Source organism: Cnuella takakiae, from assembly GCF_001953305.1.
In the GTDB taxonomy this organism is placed as follows: domain Bacteria; phylum Bacteroidota; class Bacteroidia; order Chitinophagales; family Chitinophagaceae; genus Flavisolibacter; species Flavisolibacter takakiae.
Window position 1 is genome coordinate 2,357,826 of record NZ_MTFE01000010.1, and the last position, 18,768, is coordinate 2,376,593.

Annotated in this window: 20 protein-coding genes; 6 read left to right on the forward strand and 14 right to left on the reverse strand. The window is 49.9% G+C overall.

The window, feature by feature from the left end:
* Positions 1-9 precede the first annotated feature (9 nt).
* Complete coding sequence (locus tag BUE76_RS10315; protein WP_073045839.1) at positions 10-807, reverse strand: M57 family metalloprotease; 798 nt, start codon at positions 805-807, stop codon at positions 10-12.
* A gap of 134 nt (positions 808-941) precedes the next feature.
* Positions 942-1,778 (reverse strand): M57 family metalloprotease, encoded by an 837-nt coding sequence (locus BUE76_RS10320; protein WP_073045841.1) that lies wholly within the window; start codon positions 1,776-1,778, stop codon positions 942-944.
* Between the two features lie 198 nt (positions 1,779-1,976).
* Here BUE76_RS10320 and BUE76_RS10325 point away from each other — a divergent pair, with 198 nt between their 5' ends.
* Positions 1,977-4,541 (forward strand): S8 family peptidase, encoded by a 2,565-nt coding sequence (locus BUE76_RS10325; protein ID WP_073045843.1) that lies wholly within the window; start codon positions 1,977-1,979, stop codon positions 4,539-4,541.
* Positions 4,542-4,658: 117 nt separating this feature from the next.
* Here BUE76_RS10325 and mdh read toward each other — a convergent pair whose 3' ends face one another.
* Both mdh and BUE76_RS10335 read right to left on the reverse strand, forming a co-directional pair.
* Entirely contained in the window at positions 4,659-5,591 is a 933-nt protein-coding gene (gene mdh, locus BUE76_RS10330) for a malate dehydrogenase (protein ID WP_073045845.1), read from the reverse strand.
* 253 nt (positions 5,592-5,844) lie between these two features.
* Positions 5,845-6,339, reverse strand: a complete 495-nt coding sequence (locus BUE76_RS10335) for a TlpA family protein disulfide reductase (RefSeq protein ID WP_073046146.1) — start codon at positions 6,337-6,339, stop codon at positions 5,845-5,847.
* 246 nt (positions 6,340-6,585) lie between these two features.
* On the opposite strand from BUE76_RS10335, the gene efp reads away from it, so the two are divergent.
* The 4 genes from efp to accC all read left to right on the forward strand — a co-directional run bounded on the left by efp (position 6,586) and on the right by accC (position 9,662).
* Positions 6,586-7,149: an elongation factor P gene (gene efp, locus BUE76_RS10340; protein WP_073045847.1), complete on the forward strand. Its 564-nt coding sequence runs from the start codon at positions 6,586-6,588 to the stop codon at positions 7,147-7,149.
* Between the two features lie 158 nt (positions 7,150-7,307).
* Positions 7,308-7,793: an acetyl-CoA carboxylase biotin carboxyl carrier protein gene (gene accB / locus BUE76_RS10345; RefSeq protein WP_073045850.1), complete on the forward strand. Its 486-nt coding sequence runs from the start codon at positions 7,308-7,310 to the stop codon at positions 7,791-7,793.
* Positions 7,794-7,885: 92 nt separating this feature from the next.
* Positions 7,886-8,236 (forward strand): four helix bundle protein, encoded by a 351-nt coding sequence (locus tag BUE76_RS10350; RefSeq protein ID WP_073045853.1) that lies wholly within the window; start codon positions 7,886-7,888, stop codon positions 8,234-8,236.
* An 88-nt stretch (positions 8,237-8,324) separates the two neighbouring features.
* Complete coding sequence (gene accC / locus BUE76_RS10355) at positions 8,325-9,662, forward strand: acetyl-CoA carboxylase biotin carboxylase subunit (protein WP_073045856.1); 1,338 nt, start codon at positions 8,325-8,327, stop codon at positions 9,660-9,662.
* Positions 9,663-9,855: 193 nt separating this feature from the next.
* On the opposite strand, the gene BUE76_RS10360 is transcribed toward accC, so the two are convergent.
* Together BUE76_RS10360 and BUE76_RS10365 are read right to left on the reverse strand one after the other, a co-directional pair.
* Positions 9,856-10,236 (reverse strand): hypothetical protein, encoded by a 381-nt coding sequence (locus BUE76_RS10360; RefSeq protein ID WP_073045858.1) that lies wholly within the window; start codon positions 10,234-10,236, stop codon positions 9,856-9,858.
* Positions 10,237-10,323: 87 nt separating this feature from the next.
* On the reverse strand, positions 10,324-11,001 hold the full coding sequence (locus BUE76_RS10365; protein ID WP_073045861.1) for a metal-dependent transcriptional regulator: 678 nt from the start codon (positions 10,999-11,001) through the stop codon (positions 10,324-10,326).
* An 89-nt stretch (positions 11,002-11,090) separates the two neighbouring features.
* On the opposite strand from BUE76_RS10365, the gene BUE76_RS10370 reads away from it, so the two are divergent.
* A complete protein-coding gene (locus BUE76_RS10370; protein WP_073045864.1) occupies positions 11,091-13,376 on the forward strand; it encodes a TonB-dependent receptor in 2,286 nt (761 codons plus the stop codon).
* Between the two features lie 64 nt (positions 13,377-13,440).
* Here the strand turns inward: BUE76_RS10370 and BUE76_RS10375 are convergent, their stop codons facing one another.
* The 8 genes from BUE76_RS10375 to BUE76_RS10410 all read right to left on the reverse strand — a co-directional run bounded on the left by BUE76_RS10375 (position 13,441) and on the right by BUE76_RS10410 (position 18,694).
* Positions 13,441-13,803 carry a hypothetical protein gene (locus BUE76_RS10375; RefSeq protein ID WP_073045865.1) on the reverse strand — a complete coding sequence of 121 codons (363 nt, stop codon included), beginning with the start codon at positions 13,801-13,803 and terminating at the stop codon, positions 13,441-13,443.
* Positions 13,803-14,378, reverse strand: coding sequence for an RNA polymerase sigma factor (locus BUE76_RS10380; protein WP_245798403.1), 576 nt, complete (start codon positions 14,376-14,378; stop codon positions 13,803-13,805). Before BUE76_RS10380 ends, BUE76_RS10375 begins: the two co-directional genes overlap by 1 nt.
* A 148-nt stretch (positions 14,379-14,526) precedes the next feature.
* Positions 14,527-14,952: a sulfite exporter TauE/SafE family protein gene (locus tag BUE76_RS10385; RefSeq protein WP_216820654.1), complete on the reverse strand. Its 426-nt coding sequence runs from the start codon at positions 14,950-14,952 to the stop codon at positions 14,527-14,529.
* Between the two features lie 81 nt (positions 14,953-15,033).
* Positions 15,034-15,594 carry an inorganic diphosphatase gene (locus BUE76_RS10390; protein ID WP_143157396.1) on the reverse strand — a complete coding sequence of 187 codons (561 nt, stop codon included), beginning with the start codon at positions 15,592-15,594 and terminating at the stop codon, positions 15,034-15,036.
* 5 nt (positions 15,595-15,599) lie between these two features.
* The gene (crcB, locus tag BUE76_RS10395) at positions 15,600-15,959 is read right to left on the reverse strand and encodes a fluoride efflux transporter CrcB (protein ID WP_216820655.1); all 360 of its coding nucleotides are present in this window, start codon (positions 15,957-15,959) and stop codon (positions 15,600-15,602) included.
* On the reverse strand, positions 15,956-16,381 hold the full coding sequence (locus tag BUE76_RS10400; RefSeq protein ID WP_073045874.1) for a hypothetical protein: 426 nt from the start codon (positions 16,379-16,381) through the stop codon (positions 15,956-15,958). The genes crcB and BUE76_RS10400 overlap by 4 nt, the downstream gene beginning before the upstream one ends.
* An 85-nt stretch (positions 16,382-16,466) precedes the next feature.
* On the reverse strand, positions 16,467-17,489 hold the full coding sequence (locus BUE76_RS10405; RefSeq protein WP_073045877.1) for a PhoH family protein: 1,023 nt from the start codon (positions 17,487-17,489) through the stop codon (positions 16,467-16,469).
* A 377-nt stretch (positions 17,490-17,866) separates the two neighbouring features.
* Positions 17,867-18,694: a hypothetical protein gene (locus tag BUE76_RS10410; protein WP_073045880.1), complete on the reverse strand. Its 828-nt coding sequence runs from the start codon at positions 18,692-18,694 to the stop codon at positions 17,867-17,869.
* Between the last annotated feature and the right edge of the window lie 74 nt (positions 18,695-18,768).

An 18,768-nucleotide genomic window follows, 5' to 3' on the forward strand; every position in this document is an offset into this window, starting at 1 on the left:
GTTCTCCTTTTAATAGATGTAACCCAAAGCTGTCCGGTCGTTGGCATTGAACGGCCGGTCGGTATTGCTGCCCAGGCAGGCAAGCATCCAACTGTTGGGGTCAGCTGCTGTTGGCGTGCCTGGAATATGCACAGCGCCTACGGTGCCGCTGCCTTCGTTGGAGGCGCTGCCACCGCAGCTATAAGCCCGGTTCATATAGTCGGTATGCCGGAAGCCAATGCAATGACCTATTTCGTGTGCAATAACGGTGGTCATAAACCCGGAAGGATAGTTGGCGTAGGCATTTGCATATTTCACCTCGTTATAAGGATTGCCGCCACTTGGAAAACCCGCAGAAGCAATATACTGGCGGGTATTTACCAACCGGATATTGATATTGCCACCACTGCCTACCCTGCGAAAGGTGATATTCAGGTTCTGGGCATTGTAACGGGCAAGGGCGTTGTTGATGGCTGTGGACAGGGCCGCGTTGACACTGCCACTTGCGCTCACCGTAATTTCACGCCGGCCTCCATTGGTATTTACCAGGTTAAAGGTCCGGTACTGCTCTTCCGAGGCAATCACCAGGTTGGGAGAGGTGGGCATCGTTTGCAGGTCATCGGTGGTTAGTACAATATCGCCTTCCACCAGGTAGCCACCTTCAATTTTTTGTACTTCGCTGGTGCTAAAACCTTTTGCCTTGATAAGGCCCAGGGTATTGGCGTCTACGGGCTCGTTTGCTTCTGGTTCCTTCACATTTTTGGTACAGGCCTGAAACAGCAGCAACATGCAACTGCCGAATACAAAGGGTGCGATCGTCTTTTTCATGTGTGTGTATTAAGGGTTAAAGAAAAAAGAGCGAAAGGTGCAGGGTTTTCAGTGGGTATTACGGCAGGGCTTGTTGTGGCTCAAAACAAGAAGAGCCACCATACGGCGGCCCTTCCTTCTTTGGCAAGCAAGCATTAGTACAGGTAGCTCAATGCAGTTTTATCGTTAGCGTTGAACGGACGGTTTACATTATCACCGATACAAGCCAGCATCCAGCTGTTGGGATCGGCAGCAGTAGGCGTACCGGGAATGTGCACGGCCCCTACACCGGTATTAGCCTGGCCTTCGTTGCTCTTGCGGCCACCGCAGCTATAGGCACGGTTCATATAATCGGTATGGCGGAAGCCAATGCAGTGACCCAGCTCATGCGCCATAATGGTAGCAATGTAGTTTACATTGGTGCTGCCGGTGCTGGTGCTATAGTGGTAGGTGTTCATATTTACAGCATTATAAGGGTCGCCGGTGCTGTTGGGGAAGCCAGCCGAACCCAGCGTGTTGCTCACCTCGTAAAAGGCAACTACCGTAATATCGGTACCTGCGGTGCCGGGTGCTACGCGCTGAAATTTTACGGTAAGGTTTTCGGCATTGTAGCGGGCAATTGCGGCATCAAGGGCGGCGCCAAAAGCTGCGTCGTGTTGTGCCGAGCTGTTGTTGAGGGCAACCTGGATGGTCGGATGTTTGGCTACACTTACAAGGTTAAAGGTTCGGTACTGCTCTTCCTGAGCCACAATCATATTGGGCGAGGTGGGCGATTGGTTCAGCGAAGCCGCCGATACCAGTATATCGCCTTCAACGAGGTAGTCATTACCTACTTTCTTGATTCCTTCTACACTAAATCCTAAGCGCTCAATTTTGGAAAGATCATTTGCATTAAAGGTCTCGGGTGTCTCAGCCTTCAGGTCTTTTTTGCAGGAAGGCAGGGTGGCGGCAAGCATCAGGATCGCAGATGCCGCGAGCAAGGTTTTCTTCATGTGTGTTTTCCTTTGGAGGGTTAAGAGATGCAATTGTTGTGTTGGTAATTTACAATTTGTTAACACATGAGGAAATGTTTTAAGGCAACAAGGTTGCAAAAACCAGCATCTGCCCTTTGGATGTTGCAGGTTCATCGTATAAATACGGAGAAATTTAGTGGTTCTGCCGGGGTGAAATATGGCTAAATTGCTGGTCTGATGATCCGGAAATTATTATTTGGGTTTTTGTGCATGGTGGGCCTGCAGGCAAGTGGGCAAAAATGGAGCGTCACCAAATTTGCTCCCGCATTGCAGGAGCAACTCCCGGTACTGCTGCAAAAGCGCGCTACAGATAGCGTTGACCTGGTCGTTAGCTGGAAAACCAGCGCACCCAATTTTTCCGGGCGCATCTTACAGGTATATAGCCACCAAATTCAGGTGGTACGGCTGGCACCCGGTTCCTTGTCCCGGTTTTTGCAATTGGATGCCCTTCAATTTGCCAGCCTTCGGCAGGCGCCGGTGCCCGAACTTACCACAGGTAGCATGGATATCAGCCTTAACCGGCTGGCTGCCGCACATTACTTTTTTCCGGAAATTAAAGGAGGGGGGCAGCATATCTCCATCCGCGAGCAACGCTTTGACACAGCCGATATAGACCTTTGGGGAAGGGTGCTTGCCTCCGGCGTGGAAGGCGGTAACCCATCCACCCATGCTTCGCTGATGGCCACCATTGCGGCTGGGGGAGGCAATACCTCGCCGGAAGCTATGGGGGCTGCACCGGGCGCAATGGTTTCCGCTGCTGGTTTTGCAAACCTGTTGCCCCTGCCCGATACACAGGTACAACGCTTGGGCATACAGGTTCAAAACCACTCCTATGGTACTGTTGTAGAAAACTATTACGGTCCTGAGGCCGCTGCTTACGATCAGCAATCCGCTAACCTGCCTTCCCTGTTGCATGTTTTTTCCGCGGGCAATTCGGGGCAGGCGCCAGGTTCGGGTCCTTACCCGGGCCGGGCCGGTAGGGCCAACCTGACCGGTAATTATAAATACGCCAAAAATGTACTGACAGTGGGAGCGCTGGATTCCTTTGGCGTTGTGCCCCTGCTTTCCTCAAAAGGACCAGCATTCGACGGCCGGATTAAACCCGAACTCACCGCCTTTGGCGAAGATGGCAGTTCGGGGGCAGCGGCCCTGGTGTCGGGCGCAGCTGCATTGGTTCAGGATGCTTATCAACAGGACCAAGGCTCCAGGTCTCCTTCAGCCCTGGTGCGGGCGGTATTAATCAATAGCGCTTTCGAGGTAGGTGCTCCGGGGCCCAATTACAGTTCGGGTTATGGTGGATTAGATGCGCTGGCCGCCATTCGTATTATCAAAGGAAAACAATACCGGGTGCTCAGGGTTCAAAAGGGAGCACAGGTGGTGATACCAGTTGAGGTGCCTGCCGGTATGGCTAAATTGAAACTGACCCTCAGTTGGACCGATGCCGCTGCTGTCATCAATTCCTCAAAAGCACTGGTCAACGATTTGGACATGGAACTGCGCCATTCAGGGACCATCTACCGTCCCTGGGTATTGAATCCAAATCCCGATTCGCTGGACCTTGCTGCACGAACCGGGGTGGATACCCTGAATAACAACGAACAGATTGCCCTACAGACCCCGGCTCCCGGATTGTACCAGTTGGTAGTTGATGGCCGCAAGTTGGTTGGGGAAAGCCAGGAGCTGGCAGTGGCCTGGCAAATGGATAGCATCGGCAAGTTCCAGTTTACCTACCCTGTTGGCAACACCGCGCTGGAAGGGGGACGGAGTATGCTGGTACGGTGGCAAACTGCGCTACAGGAGCGTGGAACCCTGGAGTGGGCAACGCCGGGAGGCAGCTGGCAGCGCATCAGTGAAAACACCCCCCTTGATCAATCCTATGTTCGCTGGCAGGTACCCGATACCTTGGGACAGGTGCAACTCCGGATGGTTGTAGGACAAGGTACAAGCTACTTATCCGACACATTTGTGGTGAGTCGCCAGCCAGCACTGAGGGCCGGGTTTGTTTGTGGCGATTCGGCGCTGCTTGCCTGGACACCGCAGCAGGGTGCGGTCTTTCAACTGTACCAATTGGGTGAACGCTATTTAGAGCCCATCCGGGCAGTGCAGGATAGCCAGGCAGTAGTGCGCTTAGAATCTGACCGAAGCGGCATCTATAGCGTTGCTCCCCTGGTAAGCGGAAAACCTGGATTGCGCTCCTTTGCTTTCAACGTTTTCAATGCAGGGATAAGCTGTTATCAGAGCGGCTTTTTTGTACAGGAGCAGGATGAGCGCTCCATTTTGCTACGGGCCCAATTGGGCACCCTGTATGGCCTTAAATCGGTACGGGTGCAAAAAAAAGGTGGTGGCGTATACCGGGATATGGGGCAAGCGCTTAAACCTAACCTTTCCTTTTCGGTACGGGACAGCCTGCCGGAGCGGGGTTATAATTTTTACCGGGTAGTGCTGGTATTGCAGGATGGCCGGGAAGTTGCCGGCGAACCATTGGCCGTTTTTCATTTCGCCGGTTTACCGGTACAAGCATATCCAAACCCGGTGCAGCAGGGGGGCAACCTTTACCTCCAAAGTATTTTGCCGGGGAAGTATGCCGTACAGGTGTTTGATCTGTATGGCATACAATTGCAAAGCATACCGCTTCAGGATGTAACTAATCCCATTTCAGTGCGCTGGTCTGCAGGGATGTATTTTTTAAAAATTATCAGTGATGAAGGCAGGGTAGGCGTCACACGTATTGTGGTGTATTAAGGCATGAGCTTATTATGGTCATGCTTGCCTTACAAACAAAAAAAAGGACGACAAATAACGAATACCATTCTTGAAACTGGTGTCCGTTGTCTGTCGTCCTTTGTCCGGGGTCGGTACTTATGCCATTGTCTTCAGCACATCGTTCATGCTGCGTACGGCATCGGCACTTTTTTGAAAGAGGGCTTTTTCCTCTTCGTTGAGGTTCAGGTCTACGATGCGTTCCCATCCTTTGCGGCCTAGAATAACGGGAACACCCATACAGATATCTTCCTGCCCATATTCGCCTTCCAGCAAAACGCTGCAGGCAATCAGTTTCTTTTCATCCCGCACAATAGCTTCCACAACGGCAGCACCGGCGGCGCCGGGCGCATACCATGCCGATGTGCCCAGCAGCTTGGTGAGGGTTGCACCTCCCACCATGGTGTCGGCGGCAACTTTTTGGAGTTGTTCGGCAGCAATAAAGTCCGAAACGGGTGCCGGTCCCCAGCTGGCCAGACGGGTAAGCGGGATCATGGTCGTATCGCCATGGCCACCAATGACCATTGCATTGAGGTCGCCGGGCGAGCAGCCCAGCGCCATGGACAGGTAGCAGCGGAAACGGGCACTGTCCAGTGCGCCGCCCATACCAATAATGCGGTGTTTGTCGATGCCGGTAGCCTGCAGTGCCAGGTAGGTCATCGTATCCATGGGGTTGGAGATGATCACGAAAACGGCATCTGGTGAGTGTTCCAGAATCTGCTGGCACACCCCGCGAACGATATTGGCGTTTACGCCAATCAGTTCCTCGCGGGTCATACCGGGTTTGCGCGGAATGCCAGATGTAACCACCACCACGTCCGAACCCGCAGTTTTGCTGTAGTCGTTGGTACTGCCAACAATACGGGTGTCGAAATGCAGCAGGGCGGCCGTTTGGGTCATATCCAGGGCCTTGCCTTCTGCAACGCCTTCCTTGATGTCGAGTAAAACCAGTTCTTCGCACAATTCCTTGCGGGCGATATTATCTGCAACGGTGGCGCCAACAGCGCCTGCACCTACTACAGTTACTTTCATGGTGATGATTTAAAGGTGAGAAGATTCATTGTCTTGAAGATAGGGGAAGTGGTGGATATAAAACAAGAGGGCAATCAGGAATGGGCGATGAGTTATGAGTAAACAGTGATGAATAAGGCCAAAGGAATTATGAGGGATGAGTTGGGGTTTGTAAAAGGTGGGGGGGCGATACCATAGATGCACTCACCACTTAATATTTACTATTCACTATTCGTTACGCATCACTGATCATTCATGACTCATCACGCCTCACTCATTTGAATGTCTGTAAGATTCGCTCCAGCGGCATGGATCCTTCAAAGCCGGTGATAAGGGTTCCTTTTTTATTATAAAATGCCAGGTAAGGCAGGTTGTGGATACCATAAAAGGAAGGAAGGATATAACTGAAATCCTTGCCCACTACCAAACCGGGTATTTGCTTCAGGCCATATTTTTCAACAAAGGCATTCATCTGCCACAAGGGTTGCAAGGTAGCCATGATGATATGCAGGTCTTTCAACTTTTCTTTATTGGCTACAAATTCTTCTGCGGTATGCTGGCAGTGGCTGCAATCGGGGCTAAACAGCATGAGCAGTACCGGCTTTTTCCTGGGCACATCTTCCCGGGTATATTTGGAAGTACTGTCTGCCAGCAAAAGCTGCATGGGGGGCAGGGTAGGAAAACGCAGGTAGGGAGCCTGGGCAGGCGCCTGCTGGCCATGGCTGGCAAAAAGACTCAGGCTTAGGATGAGGGTGAATAGGTAACGCATGTGGATGAATGTGAAAATGTGAAAATAGCGAAATGTAACAATGGCCACTTAACTATTGAGTGTTGTACGAAAAATGCAGGTAATTGTAAAAATGCACTGATGCTGCACTTGGGAAAACTCATTTTCAAATTTTCAAATTTTCACATTTGCTCATTCCCAAACCCGCATTTGCTCATTTCCCCTCTTTTGCCTTAGCTTTGCCCGCCTGATTGGTAAAATCAAATAATTAATCGAACATAATCTTTTATGGCATCAACATCAGACATCAGTCGTGGTTTGATCATTAAACTGGACGGCAGCTTGTACAAGGTGGTGGAGTTTGGCGAAAACAAAACCGCTCGTGCCGCCGCTAAAGTATGGGCCAAGCTTTCCGGTGTGGACAACAAACGTTCCATCGAAAAAACCTGGAACAGCGGTGATAGTATCTTCCCTGTGCGTGTAGAACGTAAGGAGTACCAGTACCTGTATAAAGACGATACCGGTTACAGTTTTATGGACAACGAAACCTTTGAGCAGGTAACCGTTGCCGAAGAATTGATTGATGCACCCCAGTTTTTGAAAGAAGGCCAGGTTGTTTCTGTGTTAATCAATACGGAAACCGAAAGCCCCATGAGCGTGGAGTTGCCCGATAAAATTGAACTGCTGGTTACCTACAGCGAACCCGGTTTGCGCGGCGATACCGCCACCCGTACGCTGAAGCCCGCCACTGTTGAAACCGGCGCTACTGTAAACGTACCGCTGTTTGTAAACGAAGGTGAAGTGATTCGTGTAAACACCAAGTCTGGTGAATACGTAGAACGCGTGAAATAAGCTTTTGCCTAAATCATTCAGGGGAAGCGCATCCTTCCGGTGTGCTTCCCCTGTTTTTGTAACTGCCAGGCAGTGCACCCATCCATACCGCTATTTCAACAAAGGTTCTATCTTAGACGCCCTGTCAGAACCCAAAAAATTCTAATAAATTGAAACAAATGGATTTCAAGCAAATACAGGAGTTGATCCAACTCGTTAACGACTCCAACCTGGGAGAAGTTTCCATCGAGCAAAAGGATTTCAAGATCACCATCAAGCAGAAGGAAGAACACGTAACCCAGGTGGTGGCTTCTATGCAAGGCGCACCCGCACTGCCCCAACAGGCTTATGCACCCGCCGCACTGCCCCAGGCAGCTCCAGCCGCTGCTGCACCTGCAGCACCCGCAGCCGAATCCAACAGCAATCTTATTACCATCAAGAGCCCGATGATCGGTACTTTCTACCGCCGTCCTTCTCCCGACAAACCCAACTTCCTGGAAGTGGGCGATGACGTAACTACCGGTAAAGTGGTGTGCATCATTGAGGCCATGAAGCTCTTCAACGAAATCGAAAGCGAAGTTTCCGGCAAAGTGGTGAAAATCCTGGTTCAGGATGCATCGCCCGTGGAGTACGACCAGCCGCTGTTTTTGGTGGAGCCCGCATAAAGCAGGAAAGTTAATTAGCTAATTAGCCAATGTGCTGATGTGCTAATTGACGATTACAGGTGGTTTTGTATTTTCTGGCAAAACCACCTGTAATGATTGAAGATGAAATCAGGGCCAATCCATTGCTTCGTTTATCCATTAACTTCTCCATACTGGTAATACAATATTGCGAAGTGTTGGATCAAAACCGTAAGCATGTGATTGGTAAACAACTTTTGCGTGCCGCCACTTCCATAGGTGCAAATGCCATGGAAGCACAAAATGCTGAAAGTAAGGCTGATTTCATTCATAAAATGAAAGTAGCCGGCAAAGAAGCAGATGAAACCCAATACTGGCTGATCCTCTGCAAGCATGCTAAAAGCTATCCTGATTGCTCCCATTTGTTTCCAAAGCTTGAGGAATTGCAGAAAATATTGAATGCAATACTGGGTTCTTCAAAATGAAACTTTGAAACAAGTTTTTGAAAAGCTTGTGTGGCTGTTTTTAGCACATTAGCATATTATCAAATTAGCTAATTAGCTTCTTATCCTCATGTTCAAAAAAGTACTCATAGCCAACCGCGGAGAGATCGCCCTAAGGGTAATCCGTACCTGTCGGGAGATGGGCATTAAAACCGTGGCGGTTTATTCTACTGCCGACCGCGATAGTTTGCACGTGCGTTTTGCCGACGAGGCCGTTTGTATTGGCAAACCACAGAGTTCTGACTCTTACCTTAATATCCCGCACCTGATGGCTGCGGCTGAAATTACCAATGCCGACGCCATTCACCCCGGTTATGGCTTCCTGGCCGAGAACGCCAAGTTTGCACAGATCTGCGCTGACCATGGCATCAAATTCATTGGTCCAACACCCGAAATGATCACCAAGATGGGTGATAAAATGACGGCAAAGGAAACCATGATTGCAGCAGGTGTTCCCATCATTCCCGGTTCGGAAGGACTGCTGCAAAGCCTGGAAGAAGCCAAGTTCCTTGGCGGGCAAATGGGCTACCCCGTGATCCTGAAAGCTACCGCTGGCGGTGGTGGTAAAGGTATGCGCGTGGTGTGGCAGGAAAGCGAGATGGAGCGTGCCTATAATACGGCAAAAGCCGAAGCGGGCGCCTCTTTCAAAAACGATGGCATCTACATGGAGAAATTCATCGAAGAGCCCCGTCACATCGAGATCCAGGTTGCCGGCGACCGCTATGGTACCGTTTGCCACCTTTCGGAACGCGACTGCTCCATTCAACGCCGTCACCAGAAGCTGGTAGAAGAATCGCCTTCACCTTTCATGACCCCCGAGCTGCGCCAGGCGATGGGAGACGCTGCCAAGAAGGCCGCCGCCGCCATCAACTATGAAAGCGTGGGCACCGTGGAGTTCCTGGTAGACAAGCACCGCAATTTCTACTTCATGGAAATGAATACCCGTATCCAGGTAGAGCATTGTGTGACCGAGGAAGTGATCAACTACGACCTTATTAAGGAGCAGATCAAGATCGCCATGGGCGAGAAGATCTCCGGCCGCGACTACGAGCCCCAGCTGCACGCCATCGAGTGCCGCATCAACGCCGAAGACCCTTATAATGATTTCCGTCCTTCTCCCGGTAAGATCACCGTACTGCACCAGCCCGGTGGACACGGTGTGCGGGTAGACAGCCATGTGTATGCAGGCTATGTCATTCCGCCTTACTACGATTCGATGATCGGCAAGCTGATTACGGTTGCCCGTACCCGGGAGGAAGCCATCGATACCATGTACCGCGCCCTGAGCGAGTACGTGATTGAAGGTGTGAAAACAACCATTCCTTTCCACTTGCAGTTGATGCAGGACGAGCGTTTCCGCTCCGGCGACTTCAATACCAAGTTCCTGGAAGATTTCAAAATGATGTAAGTACTATCTGACCTATAACAAAGGGCTGCAGTGATGCAGCCCTTTGTTTTTTCCAATATTTCAAAACGTACACTCTTTTGGATAAATATGTTTTGATAAAAGCAGGAAGCAATATTGGGCAGTAACATGTGGCAGCCCCATTGGTGCGGATGTGCAAAGTAAAAGCCGGCGATCAAAGAGCGCCGGCTTTTATTTATTTTCTCCTGTGATTACGGTGTGGGTTGCCTACCCCTTTTTGCCATCCAAGGTGCTTGCCATTATTGCCCTTCTTGTATTTGTATTTGCCATTTTTGTTTTTGTACTTACCGTATTTATAGTCTTTGCCATATTCCCGCGACCTTTCGCCATACCTGCGGTCATCATCGCGGCGGATATTACGGTCGTTGTACACGATGTCACGGTTGCGGTTGCGCTCCCTGATTACGCCTTTGGCTTCATCGGTAGTAGACCGGTTAGGATCATAGTCGCGGCGTTCTCCGCTGATTACGCGCTTTGCTTTATTGGTAGTGGAAGATTGTGCCTGGCTGCAGGCAACACATAATACAGCAAAAAGTAGGGTCAAGATTTGTTTCATGGCTGTTGTATTTAATCCTAAGAAGGAAAAACGATGCCATGGTAAAAAACAGGAATTAAAATAATTCGTTAAAGGAAAGCACCTTATTTATTGGTTTGCACCTTCAGGTAAAACAAGAATATTGGCTGCTACTTTTTCACTGATCACCATATTGCGCTTACCCACCGATACATTAAAGGAACGGTCAAAGGCGTTTATACCATTTACCTGTAACCTGATACCGGGCTTTACCTGTACCTGTTGTAAATAATCCAGGAAGGCATCTGAGGTTTCCGCAAAATGCTGCACCAGGTAATTTTTTCCAGGTGTGCAATCCGTCACCGGAATGGATTGGAGCACTTTCAGGTGGCCCTCTTTATCTGGTATGGGATCGCCATGTGGATCAAAGGCGGGAAAGCCCAGGAAAGTTTCCAGCCGGTCTACCAGGTCGGCACTTTCAATATGTTCCAGTTGCTCGGCCAGCTCATGCACCTCGTTCCAGTTGTAATGCAGTTTATCTACCAGGAACACTTCCCAAAGCCGGTGTTTGCGGATGATGACCAGGGCTTTTTGCCTGCCGGTATTGGTTAGTTGAATGGATCGGTCGGGGAGCAGTGATACCAATTCTCTTGCCTCCAATTTGCGCACCATTTCCAACACGGTAGCCGGGTTCAAATCCAGCATCTTGGACAGGGCAGCATTGGTAAGCTTGCGGGTACCTTTCTGTTCCAGTTTGTACAGCGCCTTCAGGTAGTTCTCCTCGGAGTAATAAGCAAAATGGGCCATGTGTAAAATTAGGGGAAGCCAGCGAATTATTTTTGGTTATGCAAATATCATTTATTTGGTATCCCAAATAAATGATAGCTTTACCTTACATGAAACGAAAACTGTTTGGCCTCCTGGCTGGCTTATGTCTATGTATTGCCCTGTACGCACAGGAAGCAAAACTGCAGGTGACGGTACGCTATGGGCAGGACGCAGTGGGTGGTGCCACTATTTCGGTTGGTAAAAACAAGGTCGTTGCCGATAGCTTGGGCAAAGCAGCAATTTTGGTTGTACCAGGCAGGCACCTGTTGCAGGTTTCGGCAGTAGGTTATACACCGGTTCGGCAGTTTTATACGCTAAAAGAAGAGGAAGACCGATCGGTTGAAATAGCGCTGGAACAGGAAAGTACCACCCTGAACGGCGTGGTGGTTACCGGTACGATGAAAGCGGTTTCCAGGCTGCAAAGTCCCATTTCGGTAGAAGTGTACCAGCCAAAATTTTTTGCCAAAAACCCGACCCCTTCCGTGTTTGAAGCCATGCAGCAGGTAAACGGCGTACGCCCCCAAATAAACTGCAGTGTCTGCAATACCGGGGATATTCATATCAACGGCCTTGAAGGACCTTATACCATGGTTACTATCGATGGAATGCCCATCGTAAGTTCGCTGGCAACGGTGTATGGTTTGTTTGGGCTGCCCACCCAATTGGTAGATAGGGTAGAAGTGGTGAAAGGTCCCGCATCCGGCCTCTATGGCTCCGAAGCTGTGGGTGGTTTGATCAACATTATAACCAAGTCGGCGGATAAAGCGCCGCGTTTCAGCGGACAGGTAATGACCACCTCCTGGGCGGAGCACAACGCGGACCTGGGTGCCAAGATCAATGTAGGGAAACATGCCGCACTGGTGGGATTGCATTATTTCCGGTACAACAATCCTATCGATAAGAACGGGGACAATTTCACCGACCTCACCCTGCAACACCGGGTTTCGGTTTTTAATAAATGGAGTTTTAAACGCAAGCAGGCCCGTGCGGCCTCGCTGGCTGGCCGGTATTTCTGGGAAGACCGCTGGGGCGGTGAGCTACAGTGGAACAAATCTTTCCGGGGTGGCGACAGCGTATATGGGGAGGCCATCAACACCAAGCGATGGGAGCTGATTGGGAACTACCAATTACCTGTAGCCGAAAAGTTGAACCTGGCCGTATCTGCAACAGGTCACCAGCAACGTTCGTTTTATGGCGCTACGCCGTACAATGGCGACCAGCGGATCCTGTTTGGCCAGCTTACCTGGGATAAGGAAATGGGTACCAGGCACAGCCTGCTTTTGGGCGCAGCAACCCGTTACAATTTCTATGATGACAATACCACCGCAACTGCGGACACTGCCACCAAGGCCAATCAACCCGATAAGGTAGTGCTGCCTGGCCTGTTTGTGCAGGATGAATGGAAATGGAATACAACACAGGTATTGCTGATGGGCCTGCGTTATGACCACCATCCCGTGCACGGTTCTATATGGACGCCGCGCATCGCTTGGAAATGGAACAGCACGCCCCGTTCTGTTTTGCGGCTGAATGCAGGAACCGGCTTTCGGGTGGTAAACCTGTTTACAGAAGAACATGCGGCACTTACCGGCGCCCGCGCCGTGGAGATCAGGGAAGCCCTGCGGCCCGAGCAGAGTTATAACCTGAATGCAAACTATACCACACCCCTGGTAAGTGGTTCCCAGTCCCTCAACCTGGATGTATCGGTGTGGTATTCGTATTTCCACAACCAGATCATTCCCGATTACGATACGGACCCAAATAAAATTATTTACAGCAACCTGGATGGGTATGCGGTATCCAAAGGGTTTTCTGCCAACCTGGATTTTAATATCCATCAAAGGTTGAAGGGCATGGTTGGTGCTACCCTGCAGGATGTGCGCCGTGTAGAAGCCCGCAATGGTGTTAAAGAGAAAATCCGGCCGGTGTTAACGGAGCAGTGGAGTGCTACCTGGGGCATCACCTATACGGTACCTGCTGCGGGGCTCACCTTCGATTATACGGGAAATATTTATGGACCCATGCGGTTGCCGCTTGCTGGCCCGCTCGATCCCAGGCCGGCATATTCGCCGGTATGGAGCGTGCAAAACCTGCAGGTAACAAAATGGTTTTCGGAAAAGTGGGAGCTGTTTGGGGGGGTAAAGAACCTGCTGAACTGGACGCCTGCCAAAAACCTTCCATTCCTGATTGCCCGGGCCAACGATCCCTTTGACAAACAGGTGAAATATGATGCTTCAGGCGCAGTGCAGGCAACTGCCGCCAACCCATATGCCCTCACCTTTGATCCTACTTATGTATTTGCACCCAACCAGGGCCGCCGGTTGTTTTTGGGTATTCGGTACCAATTGAAGTAGCTGGAATTTTCTTGCAATTAACCTGTGGTATCAAACACCTCCTATCTTGAGTGGAGCGGGAGCATCACCCCTGGTGCAACCGGTGCACAATCAGGAAGGAGATTACAATCAGGAGGAGTAACAGCAGGATGCCAGCCCACAACACGGGTTGTGCCTTGATCCCCATCTTTTCGCGGAACGCTTTCTTTTGCGCTGTTTTCTTCTTCAGGTCGCGGTGCAACTGGTCGAGCAGGAACTGCAACCTTGCCGGGTCCTGTACCTGTTGCAGGCCCTCCAGCGCATCGGCTTCAAAATCGGTGTCCAGCAGATATTTTTCCACCTCGTGCTGCTCGGCAGGCGGCAGGGTGCCCTGCAGGTAACGCATCAGGGTATCGGGGTCGATTCCGGAAGGGAACTGGTTCAATATGTCTTTAAGTTGCTCAGACATCAGGTGGTGCGGTCTTTTAATTTGCGTTCCAGCATCAGGCGCAGGTTGCGTTTGCCGTTTTGAATATAGCTTTTTACTTGTAAAAGGGAGAAACCGGTGCGATCACTGATCTGCTGGTAACTCATTTTCTGCAGGTAAAAAAGCGATACCGATAGGCGTTGTTCCTCGTTTAGTTCCTGTATGGATTCTTCCAGCAAAGAAAGGGTGGTTTCCTGTTCCAGCAGTTCCCCATTGGGCTGGGCAGGCTGGTGAGGGTGATGCTCGTCCTGTAGTTCCTTTACCTGTTTGTTCTGCCTGTTGCGCAACCGCATCAGGCTTTCATTTTTGGCCACCATGTACAACCAGCTTTTGAAATAGGTTACCTGGTGCTTGTTGATGTCGGTAAGTACTTTAAGGTAAATCTGCTGTACACAATCCCTGGCTTCTTCTTCGTTCTTCAGGTATTTCATACACACACCCAGCAGCAGCAGGGTATAACGCTCCAGCAATATGCCCATCCACTGCTGATCGCCATCCTGTTGGTAGCGCTTCAGCAATTGGGTATCGGTCATATCGGCAAAGGCTTTTCCTTTCACAAGTGTCGGGGGTTGCTCATAAGATGCACCAGTGGTGCTGATTGCATAGCAGGAGCGGGAATTTTTATTTAGGATGATTGGTTTACTGGTGATTAAAAAACGGGAACAAACAAAATGCTGTGAATAAGCAACAAGGAATGATCCGTAATCATTGACCTTTAAACCATTTCATCACCATGGCATCCCAGCCCATCATACGGACGGCTGTGTACAACAAAAGGATGGCAAATATTTTCTTAATGGTTTCCTGTGGCAGTGCAAGTGCAAGTTTGGATCCTAGAAATCCGCCGGCAACAAAAGCTAAAGCCATGATCAGCACAATACGGTAATCAATAAATCCTTTGTTGTAGTAGTTGAGAACGGCAAGTATGCCAACAGGAAGCATGAGTAAACCCAGCGAAGTGCCTTGTGCCTGGTGTTGGGTAAAGCCCAGGAAGAAAACAAGGGCCGGCACAATGATGATACCACCACCAACGCCTACCAGGCCACTGAGCGTACCGGCCGCAAGGCCAATTAGGGCCAGAAGCAAGATGGTTTCCGTTGGCATGGGTTTCCTGGTTGGTGGAGTAGACATAAAAAAAGTTTGAAGTTTATAGGGTGGTTTTCAGCAAACAATGCTGCCTACCAAACTATAAACTTCAAACTGCAAACTAACTTATTCGCCGTACTTTTCTTTGTACAGGTTGATGGCATCGTTTACAATACCGTAAGCTTCTTCGCGGCTCAGGAAGTTGTCGATGCGTACTTCTTTTTCTTCCAGCACCTTGTATTCTTCAAAGTAGTGCTTCAACTCGTTAAAGAAGTGACGGGGCAGTTCGTCGATGCTGCTGATGTGGTTTACCGAGGGATCGTTGGCAGCAACGGCAATGATTTTATCGTCCTCTTCGCCGTTGTCGATCATTTGCATGTTACCAATCACTTTGGCTTCTACCAGGCAAAGGGGCTGAATGGTTTGGGAGCAAAGAACCAGGATGTCGAGCGGATCGCCATCGAGACCAAGGGTTTGGGGAATAAACCCGTAGTTAACAGGGTAGTGGAACGAGGAATAAATAACACGGTCCAACTTCAGCAGGCCGGTTTCTTTATCGATTTCGTACTTGGTACGTGAGCCTTGAGGAATTTCGATCAGGGCAGTAACTACTGCAGGAGCGTTTTCACCAAAGTGGGCACCATGCCAGGGGTGTAATACAGTTGTTGTTTTGTTGATAATAGCCATATCCATTAATGAAACAATTTATAACCACAAAAAGTGGCAAGCAATCCAAGTACTAGGCTGGTGGTTAAATACAGGATAAAGGGAATGGTTCGGCCCGATTGCAACAGTTGTATGCTTTCAAGCGTAAAAGCGGAAAAAGTAGTGAAACCACCACAAAGCCCGGTCATCAGCAACAGGCGGCCTTCGGTATTAATTACACCCTTTTGAAAAAGGGCCCAGAAAATTCCGATCAGCAGGCATCCTGTAATGTTGACAGCAAATGTACCATAAGGAAAGGATTGTGCAGGCAAGAGTTTTTGCCCCGCAAAACGGAGCATACTGCCGGCAGCACCGCCCAACCCAACCAGTAACCATTGCTGCATCATTGTGCAGGTGCTGTTGCCGGAAAGGAATACTTCAGGTCAATCAGCCATTTGCCGTCTTGCAAAACCACCTTTACGGAGTCTTCTTTCTTTTTGTAGGAATTGGAATAATGAATCACGCTTTCCTTTTCAGACTTTTCCTCCACCGAGCTAACGATGATGGAAGCCTTGCGGTAAGCGGTGCGTGCACCCACGTCGAGGCGCTGCTGATAATTGCGTTGCGCCAGGTCCATATAGGCGTTGTTGAGTGAGTCGTCCACCACCATTTTGCGGGCATCTTCCCACTTGCCGTCAAGGGCAAGCCTGATAAAATTGCGGGCGGCGTCTACCTCGTTTTCCGAGGACTGGGTTGTATCGCTGCGATCGGTGCCACTGCAGGCACAAAAAAATTGCAGGAACAAAAAGCCGGTGACTATGCTTCTCATTCCTGCAAAAATAATGAGTAATGGTGATGAATGAGGAGTAATGAAAAATGAGTAGGGTTACACGTCACTCTTTACTCCTCACTGATTACTCATTCCTATCTTTTCTGAAATACTGCTTTCGTTCCTGTTTTTCCTGCTCTTCCTGTTCGGCCTCGCGCTGTCCTTCCTTGTCGTAAGCTTTAAGGATGGCTTTAACCAGGCGGTGGCGTACTACGTCTTCCTCGTCCAGCTCGATGTACCCGATACCGTCAATGTTGCGCAGAATGCGGCTGGCTTTTGCCAAGCCGGACCGCTGGTTGCGCGGCAAATCCACCTGGGTAAGGTCACCGGTGATGATGGCCTTGGCATTGCCGCCAATACGGGTCAGGAACATTTTGATCTGAAGGTCGGTAGCGTTCTGTGCTTCGTCCAAAATGATAAAACAGTTGTCCAAAGTACGGCCACGCATGTATGCCAACGGTGCTATCTCGATGGTGCGGGTGCTCATGTAATATCCCAGCTTGTCGGCAGGAATCATGTCATCCAACGCATCATACAAAGGACGCAGGTAGGGATCGATCTTCTCCTTCAGGTCGCCGGGAAGGAAACCCAGGCTTTCGCCTGCTTCTACAGCGGGTCGGGTAAGAATGATTTTTTTCACCACCTTGTTTTTCAGGGCGCGTACAGCCATGGCTACAGCGGTATAGGTTTTACCGGTACCGGCAGGGCCGATGGCAAAAACAACGTCGTTCTTTTCGGCGGCTGTTACCAGTCGCTTCTGGTTGGCGGTGCGGGCTCGCACGGTTTTGCCATTGGGGCCAAACACCAGCACATCGGCGGGGTTGCGCTCCACAAAGTTGTCTACCGTTTCGGCGTCATCGCCGCCAAGGATTTGCTCAAAGTAATTTTCACTCATGTGGCCGTTTCGTTCTAAGAATTGGATAATGAGGTCAATTTTTTCTTTGGCGCCTTCCACCTGCTCTGGTGCGCCACTCAGCTTGATCTGGGTGCCGCGGGAAAGGATTTTCAGGAGCGGGAACTTCTTTTTCAAAAGATCCAGTTTGCCATTGTTCACACCAAAGAACTCGATAGGGTTTACGGTTTCGAGGTTGATAATCGTGTCTCTCAATGCACTTTAGTTTAATGTTCTGAATTCCGGCTTATTCCCGGGTGGGTACTGCTTGGTTTCATTCCAGAGGCAGTAAAAAGGTAGGCTATTCAGCGGACCTTTTATGTTGTACTTATACACACTTGTGTATTAAATATTGTGCCCAAAACTGCACAGAAATGTGTATTTCGACGGGTGTGCGGAAGGGGTGGATAAGTTTAACGAAAACGAGGTAATTAGCTAATGAGCCAATTAGCTATTGTGCTAAAATAGCACATCAAGCATTCGGTATTATGGATGCGATTCATTGCTGTTACAGAAGGATGGCGAAAAGCATAAAAAACGGTGCTGCCTTTTATGCTTAGCACATTAGCACGTTATCCAATTAGCTAATTTTTCTATTGGTAGCTATACTCCACCTTGCCGGTCAGCTCTTTTTGCTTGTTGTAAATGGCTTCACGGGTGCGCAGGCCCTGCGGGTTGTACTGGTACCGCCAGATGGTGTAATTGGAGTTGTTGGACGGGAATGTAATCCGCTGGATCACCTGGCCCTTGTCGTTGTACTCAAACATATACTCAGGTAACAAACGTTTGGCCTTACTGTTGAAACGGACTATGTCGGTAAGCTGGTTTTTGTCGTTGTAATAATAATATACCGGCTCGCCTTTTACGCCATTGCGCAGGCTGTGTTCCTCTATGATATTGCCCTTTTCGTCTTTCACAAAGCTGAGGGCGGTTACCTCCCTGCCGTTGCGGGTACGGGTCATGGCTTTTACCTGGTCGCCTTCATACTGCCACTCGTGGGTTTCGGTGATGGGAAATCCACCTTTCGCATCGGTGACCAGTGATTTAACCAGCAACAGTTTACCATCGGGCCGGTAATTGTACTCCGTAGTGCTGATGCTGGTTGCGCTGCTGTCTACCGTTTTTACCACGCGGCCCGCGGCATCGGCATAAGTGGTGAGCACGGTTGCCGCATCTTCGCCGGTTTGGGTTACGGTACGCAAAATGCCACTGCCTGCATCAAATTGCTGCGCTACAGAAAAACCTTCGGTACGGGTATTGTCCCCATCAAACGAAGCAAGGGCCACCCGCTTTACATTGCCTGCTTTGTATGCCTGCATTTGTGTGTTGCTTTCGGCTGTACCCACAATGTCCTTATAGTAATATTGGGCGCTGGCCTGCAGCGAACAAATGGCGGTAAACAAAAGAAGGAATGTTTTCATCGGTAATTTTTGAGCCCAACAAATGTAACGCATCGGCAACGGAAGCTGTTGTGCATCCTGTTAAGTGTAGGAAT